Origin of the sequence: Acuticoccus mangrovi, assembly GCF_016411865.1 — a bacterium.
GTDB classification, from domain to species: domain Bacteria; phylum Pseudomonadota; class Alphaproteobacteria; order Rhizobiales; family Amorphaceae; genus Acuticoccus; species Acuticoccus mangrovi.
The window spans coordinates 134,479-145,597 of the sequence record NZ_JAEKJA010000024.1 but is presented as its reverse complement, the minus strand read 5'-3'; the positions used below and the strand labels follow the sequence as shown (position 1 = coordinate 145,597).

Sequence of the window (11,119 nt, the reverse complement as noted above, 5' to 3'; positions counted from 1 at the left end):
CCGCGACAAGCGCCCCCGCGAGCTTTCGGGTGGCATGCGTCAGCGCGTGGCGCTCGCCCGCGCCCTCGTCACCGACCCGCGCATCCTCCTGATGGACGAGCCCTTCTCCGCCCTCGACGCGATCACCCGCGACGAGATGGGCCTCGCTCTCGGCCGCATCTGGGACACCACCCACAAGACGGCGATCTTCATCACCCACTCGATCCGCGAGGCCGTGTTCCTGTCGGACCGCATCCTCGTGATGGGCCGCCGCCCCTCCCGCATCGTGGAGGACATTCGCGTGCCCTTCCCACGGCCGCGCGACCCCGCGATGGAGGCCGACCCCGCCTTCAACGAGCTCTGCCTTCACCTCAAGGCCCAGATCCACCGTACGAGCGCGGCATGAGCGGCCGCCCGGATTTCGCCCCAGAGTGCCCATGACCGTCACCGAGATCGACGCCACCGCCGCGCGGGTCGCCGCCCGTCGCAAGACGGCCGCGAACATCGGCCGCCGCGTGCGCGTGGTGCTCCTGCCCATCCTCACCGCGTGTCTGGTGTTCGCCCTCTGGGAGTTCGTGGTCGACCACTATCAGATCTCCAACGCTCTCCTGCCGGCGCCCTCGGCGGTGGCGAGCCGGGTGGTGGCGGTGCTGCCCTTCCTCCTCAAGCAGGCGGTGCCGACCACGGTGGAGACCATCGCGGGCTTCGCCATCGCCACGGTGCTCGGCATCGCGCTCGCCGTGGTGATCAGCGCCTCCCAGTTCGTGCGCGAGGCGATCTACCCCAACATCGTCTTCTTCCAGCTCATCCCGAAGATCGCGCTGGCGCCGCTCTTCATCGTCTGGCTCGGCATCGACAGCCCGTCGCGGGTCACCTTCGCGGTGTTCATCTGCTTCTTTCCGGTGGTGGTGGCGACGCTCACCGGGCTCGGCTCGGTCGACCGCGACCTTCTGCGCCTCTGCCGCGCGGTCGGGGCGAGCCGGTGGAAGGTCTACACCGACGTGCGCTTTCCGGTGGCGATCCCGCACATCTTCGCCGGTCTCAAGATCGCCATCACCTTCGCCATGATCGGTGTCATCGTGGGCGAGTTCATCACCGCCCAGGCGGGGCTCGGCTACATGATCCTGTTCGCCGCCTCCCAGGCCGACATGACGCTGATCTTCGCCTCGATCACCCTGCTGTGCGTCATCGGCCTCGCCCTCTACGCCGTCATCGTCGTGGCGGAGGGGCTCGTTCTGCGCCGCTATGGAGACTGACCCATGAACTCGCAGCCGCTGGCACTCGACGTGGAGGCGGTGCCGACCGCCGCGGGCGCCGACATCGTCATCGACGCCCTTCCCGAGCCCATCGCCATCTCGCTCGCGACCACGGCCCTGGTGATCGTCGACATGCAGAACGCCTATCTCTCGAAGGGCGGCTATCTCGACCACGTGGGCTTCGACGTCTCGGGCTCGCCGCCGGTGATCGAGAAGACGGCGGAGCTGTTGGCGGCGGCCCGCGCGAAGGGCCTCAAGACGATCTTCCTGCAAAACGGCTTCTCGCCCGACCAGGCGGAGGCGGGCGGGCCGACCTCGCCGGTCTGGTATAAGTCCAACGCGTTGAAATATATGCGCGCGCACCCGGAGATGCGGGGCAAGCTCATCACCTACGACACGTGGGACTTCGAGATCGTGGAGCCGCTCGCGCCGCGGCCCGGCGAGCCGGTGATCCGCAAGGCGCGCTACTCCGGCTTCGCCGGCACCAACCTCGAGCAGATGCTCCGGGCGAGCGGCGTCACCACGCTGCTCCTTGCCGGGGTGAACACCAACGTGTGCGTGGAAAGCACCTTGCGCGACGCCTACCACCGCGAGTTCTTCGCCGTGATGGTCCCGGATGCGACGCTGCAGGCGGGGTCAGATGCGATCTACGACGCGAGCGTCTTCAACACGCGCTCCTTCCTCGGCTGGACGGCCGACACCGCCGCCGTGGTCGCCGCCCTCGAGCGCTGACCGGCGGGCGACGCACCGCCCGCCACGCGGCGTCAGATACCGAGGAGGTTCGCCCGCACCGCCAGGAGGTGGGTGCGCATCGCCTCCACGGCGGCGACCCGGTCGCGGGCCCGCAGGGCGTCGACGATCGCCTGGTGGTGATCGCAATAGTCCTGCATGCGCTGCGCGGTCAGGCTCGCCGCCTTGAGGCGGCCCCATAGCTCGCCGTCGCGCGCGGCGTTGAGCGCGTCGAACAGGCCGAGCAGCAGCGTGTTGCCCACCGAGCCCGCGAGGGTGCGGTGGAAGGCGCTGTCGAGGCTCTCGAACTCGAGGACGCCCGTCGCCCGTCGCGCCGCGGCGATGCTGCCCTCGAGCGCGGCGATCTCCGCCGGCGTGGCGTTGAGGGCGGCCATCCCGGCAAGCTGCGGCTCCAGCACGAGCCGTGCCTCCATGACCTCCGTCGGATTGGTCGTGTCGGGCACGATGGCGGTCGCCGCCGGGCGGTGCGGCTCCTTGCCGCGCACGTAGGTGCCGCGGCCGACGCCGCGCCAGATCGCCCCCTCCTGCTCGAGCCGCGACAGGGCCTGCCGCAGCGTGCCCCGGCTCACACCGAGCCGCTCGGCGAGCACGCGTTCCGTAGGCAGACGCCCGCTCGCGTCGGTGCCGCCGCCGATGACCTCTTCGCGCAGCCGTTCGAGGATGGTGTCGATCTTCACGTCGGTCCTGTACCAATTACAATTGGTCTATAATTTGTCGGTCGGCTTGACGCAAGAGAGGCGCTGCTGCAAGGGTTCGCGTGAACCAAGAATGATCCAAAACTACTTTGGTACAACATGAAGCTCGTGACCTTCACCCGTAACGGAACTCTCGCCATCGGCGCGCTCGACGGGGAGGAGGTGATCGACTTCACCGCGCTCGACGTGCCTCGGGACATGCTCGGCTTCATCGCGGCGGGGGAGGCGGCGCTCGAGGCCGTCAAGCAGGGCGCCGGCGCCGCGCCGCGCCACCCGCTCGCCTCGGTCACGCTGATCGCGCCGATCCCGCGGCCCCACCGCAACATCATGTGCGTCGGCAAGAACTACCACGCCCACGCGACCGAGTTCGCCCAGAGCGGCTTCGACGCCTCGGCAGCGGAGGATATCCCGGCCCACCCGGTGATCTTCTCCAAGCTGCCGAGCACGGTCTCGAACCCCGGCGATCCGATCGACGTATCGCTCGACCCCACCGGCTCGGTCGACTACGAGGGCGAGCTCGCCGTGGTGATCGGCACCGGCGGCCGCGGCATCACCAAGGCCGACGCGCTCGGCCACGTCTACGGATATACGATCGTCAACGACGTCACCTCGCGCGAGCTGCAGAAGAAGCACCGCCAGTGGCTGATCGGCAAGAGCCTCGACGGCTTCTGCCCCATGGGCCCGACGTTGGTGACGGCGGACGAGGTTCCCGATCCGACCGCCCTCCAGCTCATCACCGACGTCAACGGCGAGCGGCGGCAGGACGCCCCGGTCTCCGATCTCATCTTCGACATCCCGACGCTGATCGAGACGCTGTCGGCCGGCATCACGCTGGAGGCCGGCGACATCATCGCCACCGGGACCGCCGCGGGCGTCGGCATCGGCTTCACCCCGCCGAAATATCTCAAGGCGGGGGACCGGGTGGCGATCACGATCGAACCCATCGGCAGGCTGGAGAACCCTGTCGTCGCCTGAGGACAACAAGGGAGGACATAATAATGAAGAATGCACTGATCGGCGCCGTGGCCGTCGCGGCGCTCGCCGCCGCGCCCGCCGTGGCGCAGACCAAGACCGACGTTGCCTGGGGCGGATCCAACCCCGGCGGCGTGATGTACTACATGGTCGGCGTCGCAGGCTCCGAGCTCGGCAAGGACCTGCCCGACATCAACATCACCCAGGTCACGACGGGCGGCTCCACCGAGAACGCCAAGCGCCTCATCAAGGGCGAGCTCGACATGGGCATCGTCTACGGCTCGCACGTCTACATGTCGCAGAAGCCGGAAGGGCCGTTCGAGAACGGCGACAAGGGCACCATGCTGCGCGGCGTCGCGATGGCCTACGAGGGGCCGACCTACTTCGTCACGCTGAAGGGCAACGACGAGCTGAACACCATCGAGGATCTGAAGGGCAAGACCGTGGCGCTCGGCCCGCCGGGCTCGGGCACCGTCTTCAACTGCTCCAACATCCTCACCGCGCTCGGCGTCATCGGCGACATCACGCCTCGGCTGATGACCTTCGCCGACGCCGGCCGCGCCCTCGCGAACGGCCAGGTCGACGCCTTCTGCCAGTCCTCGGCGCCGGCGGCCGCGGTCTCCGAGCTCGCCGAGACCCAGGGGGTGAAGATCCTCTCCTATCCGGAAGAGGCGCTCACCACGATCAACGAGACCTTCCCCTTCTACCACACCGGCACCATGGCCGACACGGTCTACACCGGCGTGCCCGCCACCGACATGCCCTACACCACGGTCTACTGGGTGGCGCACGAGCGGCTGCCGGCCGACGTGGTGGAGAAGATCGTCGCCGCCGCCTACGCCAACCAGGACAGCCTCGCGAGCGGCCACAAGGCGTGGGCGCAGATGAAGCCGGACGTCGCCAACTTCGAGGCTCTCGGCCGGCCGATGCATCCCGGCGCCGAGGCCTACTACAAGAAGGAAGGCCTCTGGCCCGACTGACCGCCTGATCCCACACCCCGGCGTCGCCGCCTCGGCGGCGGCGCTCTTTCCATACCGAGCGAGGGACGATGCAGCGGTTCGCGTGGCTCTTGAAGGTGGATGGCGGGCATCGCCGGCTCACCGGGATTTGGGCGCTTCTCTTCCACCTGACGGCCGCGGGCTTTGCGGCCTTCTACCTCTACACCTCCGGATTCGGCCTGATCTCCACCGAGAGCAACCGCGGCGTCTACCTCATGCTGACGTCCGTGCTCGTGTTCATGACCTATCCGATGAGCCGCCGCTCGCCGCAGCACCGGCCGAGCATCATCGACATGATCTTCATCGCCGCGGCGGTGGTGTCGGTGGGCTACTGGATCGATCAATATGTGAGCTACGCGATTTTCCGCGTGTCCTCGCCCAACAGCTACGACCTCGCGATGGGCGCCGTCGCCATCGTGGTGATGCTGGAGACGAGCCGGCGCGCGCTCGGGCCGATCATCCCGATCATCGCGATCCTGTTTCTGCTGCAGCTCTATTTCGGGCCCTACCTGCCCGGCCGCCTGTCCCACCCGGGCATGTCGGTGGAGCGCATCCTGGAATTCACCTTCTCCACCCAGGAGGCGCTCTTCGGCGTCGTCGCGGCGACCTTCGCGACGTTCGTCTTCCCCTTCATCATCTTCGGCGCCTTTCTGGAGCGCTCGGGGGCGGGCAACTTCTTCATGGAGCTCGGCACCGCGGTGGCGGGCCGCTGGCGCGGCGGGCCGGCCAAGATCGCGGTGATGACCTCCGCCCTCTTCGGCTCGATCTCGGGCTCGTCGGTGGCGAACGTCGTCACCACCGGCGCCTTCACCATCCCGTTGATGAAGCGGACCGGCTTTCGCGCCCATCACGCCGGCGCCATCGAGGCGATCGCCTCCACCGGCGGCCAGTTCATGCCGCCGGTCATGGGCGCGGGCGTCTTCATCCTCGCCACGCTGACGGAGACGAGCTACCTCACCATCGCCGTCATGAACATCATCCCGGCGCTGGTCTTCTTCGGCTTCGTCCTGGTGATGGTGGACCTTGAGGCGGTGCGCACCGGCATCCGCGGCATGCCGCCGTCCGAGACCCCGCGGGTGCGCGACGTCCTGCGCCGCGGCTGGTACTTCTTCCTGCCGCTCGTGGTGGTGATCGGCCTGCTCTTCCGCGGCTACACGCCGGAATTCTGCGCTTTCTGGGGCACCCTCACGGCGATCGGCCTGTCGATGATCCGCTCCGAGACGCGTATGGGCCCGTCGGGCATCATGCAGGGCCTCATCGGCGGTGCGCGCAGCAATGCCGCGGCGGGGGCGGCGATCGGCTCGCTCGGCGTCATCATCGGCGGCATCGTGCTCGCGGGGCTGGGGCTCAAATTCTCCGCCGTCCTGGTCGACTTCTCCGGCGGCCATCTGTTCTTCGCGCTGATCCTCGTCACCATCATCTCGATCATCATCGGCATGGGGTCGAGCACGACGGGGTCCTACATCATCCTGTCGGTGGTGGCGGCGCCTGCGCTCATCGAGCTCGGCGTGCCGACGGTGGCGGCCCACCTTGCGGTGTTCTACGCCGCGTGCCTGTCCAACATCACCCCGCCGGTGTGCGTGGCGGCCTTCGCCGGGGCGGCGATCGCCAATGCCGACCCCATGAAGACCGGCCTCGCCGCGCTGAAATACGGCATCACCCTCGTCCTCATGCCGTTCAGCTTCGTCTACGTCCCCGGCCTCATCCTCGACGGCACCACCGCCGCGATCGTGCATTCCACGATCGTCTATCTCCTCGGGGTGATCGCGCTCGCCGTCGCGATCCAGGGCGCCGAGCCCTTCGGCGGCACCATCGGCACGCTGCGGCGCGTCCTCTTCGGCGGGGCGGGGGTCCTTCTGATGTTCCCGGCGACGCTCTTCATCGACGTGGCCGGCTTCGTCCTCCTCGCCGCGGCGGCGGCACCGACGGTGCTCGGACGGCGCCGCCCGGCCGTCGGCACCGGCACGGTCGACTGAGGCGGGGAGACCGGCGCGCCCGCCGCCCTCGGCGGGCCGCGCGGCCGGTGGGCGGAAGGCGTGGGCGGAAGGCGTGCGACCAATTCTGCGCCAATCGCGCCCATTGCGGGATTGCGTCGGATCGCCGATCATGGTTGTGAGACCGCCGCGACCTCGCCCCCTCGCGCGCCGACGGGTGGGTCGCACACCACAAGGGACCCGATCACGCGGGAGGGCGGGGCATTCCGCTCCGTCCCGTCCGTTTCGCCACAGGATCTCGATTGCCCCAGCCTTCCGAAGCCTCTTCCGCATCAGCGCCGACCCGGTGGGTGGACGACCCGGACGTTGCGGGGCTGCGGGAGAAGTCGGCGAGCGACGGGCACACGATCTACGGCGAGGTGAGGGCGGCGATCGAGAACGGCGCCTTTCCGCCCGGCAGCCGCCTGCCGCCCGAGCGGGACATCGCGACCCGCTTCCAGGCCGCCCGCAACACCGTCCGCAAGACCATGAAGCGTCTCGCCGACGAGGGGCTCGTGGTGCGCCATGTCGGCCGCGGCACCTTCGTCGCCGAGACGGTGACGGCCGGCCCTCCCGGCGGTGAATACACCCTCGGCGAGCTCCTCGAGGCGCGCCTTCTGTTTGAGCCGAACCTTCCCGACCTCGTGGTGGAGCGCGCCGACCTGCACGATCTCGACGACATGGTCGCCTGCCTCGAGGCGATGCGGGAGGCCGGGGACTGGGCCGCCTTCAAGGAGGCGAAATACGCCCTCCACCTCGCCATCGCGCGCGCCTCGCACAATCGCTTCATCGTGACGATCTTCGAGCAGATCCTCGCCTCACGCCGGCGCGCCGGATGGCAGCGTCCCGGCTCCCACCCAACGCTTCTGTCGCGGGTGCGTGAGGCCGCCTACCGGGAGAATCTGGAAATCGTGGAGGCGCTGCGCGTCAAGGACGCCGCGGCGGCGCGCGAGGCGATCAGCGCCTACCTCGTGCGCACCCTCGCGGCCGCGAGCACGGGATAGGGCGTCTCTATCGGCTGTCGAGCCGACGCTGGAGGCCGCGGCCGATCAGCATCAGCGCCAGCGCGGTGACGAGCACGGCGACGCCGGGGAAGATCGAGATCCACGGGGCGAACAGGATGTAGTCCTTGCCGCCTTCGAGGATCGCGCCCCAGTCCGGGGTGGGCGGCTGCACGCCGAGGCCGAGAAAGCCGAGCGCCGCCTGGATCTGCAGGATCAGCGGGAACAGGATCATGTATTGGGTGAGGATCAGCGGGGTGACGTTGCGCGTCACGTGACGGCGCAGGATCCTGCCGTCGCTGAGGCCGATGGAGCGCGCCGCCTCCACGTAGGTCTGCCCCGTCTCCGACATCGCGCCGGCGCGGGCGATGCGGAAGAACACCGGCAGATAGACGATCGAGAGGGCGAGGATCAGGTTGCCCGTCTGCGGTCCGAGCACACCGGTGATGATGACGCCGAGGATGATCGGCGGAAAGCTCAGCATGACGTCGATCAGACGGCCGAGCACCTGGTCGAGCCAGCCGCCGAAGAAGCCCGAGGCGAGGCCGAGCCCGCCGCCGATGATGGCGGAGATGAGCAGCGAGCCGGCGCAGATCGAGAGCGTCACCCGCGCGCCGTAGACGACGCGCGCATAGATGTCGCGACCGACGTCGTCGGTCCCGAACCAGTGCGCCGCCGACGGGGCCTGGAGCGCGTCGGGCACCGAGATCGCCACCGGCGAGTGCGCGGTGAAGAGGAAGGGGAACAGCGCGACGAGCACCAGCACGGCGAGGAGGATTGAGCCGACGAGGAGGTCGGGCGAGCGCCACAGGCGGGACAGATGGGCGGCGGGGGAGGCGGACACTCTCAGCTCCTCAACCGTGCCTGAGGCGCGGGTCGATCAGGCGGTAGGCGAGGTCGACCACGAGGTTCACGACCATCGCCGCCACGACGACGACGAGCAGCGCGCCCTGCACCACCGGATAATCGCGTGTTTCGATGGCGCTGAGGAGGAGGCGGCCGAGCCCCGGCAGCGCGAACAGCGACTCGATGATCACCACCCCGCCGAGGATCTGGATGAGGATCAGCCCCATGAAGGTCACGATCGGGATGAGCACGTTGCGTAGGATGTGCTTGAAGAAGATCAGCCGCACCGGCACGCCCTTGGCGACGGCCGTGCGCACATATTCCTGATGCATCGCCGAGACCACGTTCTGACGCACGAACTGGCTGTAGGCGGCGGCCTGGAGGAGGGCGAGGCTCGCCACCGGCAGGATCAGGATGGAGATGTTGTCGGCGAGCGAGCGGGACGGCGGGACGAAGCGCAAGGGCGGCGACCAGGACAGGAGGCTCGAGACCCCGACGAGCAGCATCAGGCCGACCCAGAAGACCGGCGCCGCGAGGCCGAGAAGGTTGAAGCCCTGGATCAGCGTGTCGAGGGTGCGCCCCTCGTAGATCGCCGCGACGATGCCGAGCGGGACGCCGACGAGCGTCGCGATGGCGAGGGTGGCGATGCCGATCTCGAGCGTGACCATGAACGCCTTGCCGACCATGTCGGAGACCGGCATGCCCCGTGTCCAGCTGGTGCCGAGATCGCCGTGGAGCACGTTGCCGATCCACACCCAATATTGGACGTAGATCGGCTGATCGAGGCCGAAGAACTCGCGCAGCGACCGTTCGGCCGCCTCGCCGCCGGCCTGGCCCATCATCTGCGCCACCACGTCGCCGGGCACGAGGCGCACCAGCAGGAAGACGAGGATCGAGGCGATGAGCGCCGTCAGGATCGAGGCGCCGAGACGCTTCAGAAGGTGAGGGCCCATGCGGCTCCAGCCTGAAAGAGAAGATCGTGGGGACGGCCGCGTGCCGCCCCCATCGGGAAGGAGTGCGGCCTACTCGTCGACGTAGGTGCGCACGAGGCCGAAATACCAGCCCGTCGGATGCTGGCTGAAGTTCTTCACCTTCTCGTTGCGCACCGTCACGTGGTCGGCGGAAAACAGCATGATGGTGGGCACGCTCTCCGCCAGCACCTTCTGGAACTCGGCGTAGATCGCCTTGCGCTTCGCCGGATCGCTCTCCGCCCGGCCCGCGTCGAGGAGGGCGCTCGCCTCGTCGTTGTTCCAGTTGCGGAAGTCGGCGCCTTCCGGCTGCTTGTGGAAGTGGCGGTAGAAGAGAAGGTTCGGATCCGGCTGGCTCGCCCAGTCGTTGAAGGTGAAGCCCATGTGCTTGGAGCGGAAATTGTCGATCCACACCCCGATGTCCACGCGCTGGATGTTGAGGTTGATGCCGATCTCGGCGAGCTGCTGCTTCAGCGTCACCGCCGCCGGGTCCATCCAGTCGTAGCCGTTGATGGTGGTGAGGGTGAGGTCGAAGCCGTCGCCGTAGCCGGCCTCTTCGAGCAACGCCTTCGCCTTCTCCAGGTCGCGGCTCATGTTGGGAAGGTCCTCGGCCGGTACGCCCCAGCCGTCGGCCATGCCCGCCGGCATCGCCGCGATCACCTCGCCATATTCGCCGACGGAGGCGTTCTTGATCTCCTCCTTGTCGACCGCGAGGGCGATTGCCTGGCGCACGCGCACGTCGTCGAGCGGCTTGGTCTCGGCGCCGAGGTCGATGGGCTTCTGGTTGAGCGAGGCCCAGCGCTCCACTTCCAGCCCCGGCACGGTGGCGACCTGCTGCACGTCCTGCGGCCGCTCCAGCTTGACGAGATCGATGCGGCCGTTGCGCAGGGCGACGAGCATCGAGGCGCTGTTGGGCAGGAAGGTGAAGTTGATCTCGTCGAGATAGGGCGCGCCCTCTTCCCAGTAGTCGGGGTTCTTCTCGAGGAGGAGGTTGGAGTTGGGGTTGAACTCCACGAGCTTGAACGGGCCGGTGCCGACGCTCTCGACGTTCATGCGGTTCTGCGCGCCCTCGGTGTCGAAGTAGCCGGCGGGGACCACCGCGCCGTACTTGTTGCCGAGCGTCATCGGCAGCGAGGCGTTGGGCACGGACAGCATGAACTTCACCGTGGTCGGATCGATCGCCTCGACGCTCTCGATCATCGAGAAGTCACCGGCACCCGGCGAGCCGTTGGCCGGGTCGCGGATGTAGTTGTAGCTATAAGCGACGTCCTCGGCGCTCATCGGCTGGCCGGTGTGGAAGGTCACGCCCTCGCGCAGCTTGATCGTGTAGGTGAGGCCGTCGTCGGAAACCTCGTAGCTCTCCGCGAGCAGCGGGATCGCCTCGCCGCCCACCCCCTCGTAGAAGAGGCCCTGATACATCAGCAGCGACAGGCGGATGCGCGCGTCGGCGGCCTGGTGGAAAGGGTCGAGGCCGGGCGGCTCGACGAGAAGGCCCATCTCCAGCGTGCCGCCCATCGAGGGGTCGTCGGCCAGCGGGCCGTAGAGATCCTCGGCGGAAGCGCTGGGGGCGGCGAAGGCCGTGGCGCATAGGAGCGCGCCGGCCATGGCGTGTCTGAGAGCGTGTCTGATCATCGCTTTGGTCCGTATCCCTCTGTGCTGCCCGCCTTTGTGGGGCGGCCGC

At 68.4% G+C, this 11,119-nt stretch carries 11 protein-coding genes; 7 read left to right on the top strand and 4 right to left on the bottom strand.

Features of this window, described 5'->3' with window-relative positions; all coding sequences use genetic code 11:
• From JCR33_RS21360 to JCR33_RS21350, 3 genes are all read left to right on the top strand, one after another.
• Positions 1-385, top strand: a 385-nt coding sequence (locus JCR33_RS21360) for an ABC transporter ATP-binding protein (RefSeq protein ID WP_198884159.1), incomplete at its 5' end; no start/stop codon positions are given.
• Positions 386-416: 31 nt separating this feature from the next.
• A complete protein-coding gene (locus JCR33_RS21355) occupies positions 417-1,235 on the top strand; it encodes an ABC transporter permease (protein ID WP_198884158.1) in 819 nt (272 codons plus the stop codon).
• Between the two features lie 3 nt (positions 1,236-1,238).
• Positions 1,239-1,967 carry a cysteine hydrolase family protein gene (locus tag JCR33_RS21350; protein WP_198884157.1) on the top strand — a complete coding sequence of 243 codons (729 nt, stop codon included), beginning with the start codon at positions 1,239-1,241 and terminating at the stop codon, positions 1,965-1,967.
• A gap of 32 nt (positions 1,968-1,999) precedes the next feature.
• Here the strand turns inward: JCR33_RS21350 and JCR33_RS25570 are convergent, their stop codons facing one another.
• Positions 2,000-2,662 carry a FadR/GntR family transcriptional regulator gene (locus JCR33_RS25570; protein ID WP_198884156.1) on the bottom strand — a complete coding sequence of 221 codons (663 nt, stop codon included), beginning with the start codon at positions 2,660-2,662 and terminating at the stop codon, positions 2,000-2,002.
• Positions 2,663-2,779: 117 nt separating this feature from the next.
• Here JCR33_RS25570 and JCR33_RS21340 point away from each other — a divergent pair, with 117 nt between their 5' ends.
• From JCR33_RS21340 to JCR33_RS21325, 4 genes are all read left to right on the top strand, one after another.
• Positions 2,780-3,655 (top strand): fumarylacetoacetate hydrolase family protein, encoded by an 876-nt coding sequence (locus JCR33_RS21340; RefSeq protein ID WP_198884155.1) that lies wholly within the window; start codon positions 2,780-2,782, stop codon positions 3,653-3,655.
• Between the two features lie 23 nt (positions 3,656-3,678).
• Complete coding sequence (locus JCR33_RS21335) at positions 3,679-4,632, top strand: TAXI family TRAP transporter solute-binding subunit (RefSeq protein WP_198884154.1); 954 nt, start codon at positions 3,679-3,681, stop codon at positions 4,630-4,632.
• Positions 4,633-4,700: 68 nt separating this feature from the next.
• Entirely contained in the window at positions 4,701-6,626 is a 1,926-nt protein-coding gene (locus tag JCR33_RS21330; protein WP_198884153.1) for a TRAP transporter permease, read from the top strand.
• 308 nt (positions 6,627-6,934) lie between these two features.
• A complete protein-coding gene (locus JCR33_RS21325) occupies positions 6,935-7,627 on the top strand; it encodes a FadR/GntR family transcriptional regulator (protein ID WP_332461248.1) in 693 nt (230 codons plus the stop codon).
• Positions 7,628-7,634: 7 nt separating this feature from the next.
• Here JCR33_RS21325 and JCR33_RS21320 read toward each other — a convergent pair whose 3' ends face one another.
• From JCR33_RS21320 to JCR33_RS21310, 3 genes are all read right to left on the bottom strand, one after another.
• A complete protein-coding gene (locus JCR33_RS21320; protein ID WP_332461247.1) occupies positions 7,635-8,468 on the bottom strand; it encodes an ABC transporter permease in 834 nt (277 codons plus the stop codon).
• Positions 8,469-8,478: 10 nt separating this feature from the next.
• On the bottom strand, positions 8,479-9,423 hold the full coding sequence (locus JCR33_RS21315) for an ABC transporter permease (RefSeq protein WP_198884152.1): 945 nt from the start codon (positions 9,421-9,423) through the stop codon (positions 8,479-8,481).
• A 69-nt stretch (positions 9,424-9,492) separates the two neighbouring features.
• Positions 9,493-11,070, bottom strand: coding sequence for an ABC transporter substrate-binding protein (locus JCR33_RS21310; protein WP_198884151.1), 1,578 nt, complete (start codon positions 11,068-11,070; stop codon positions 9,493-9,495).
• Between the last annotated feature and the right edge of the window lie 49 nt (positions 11,071-11,119).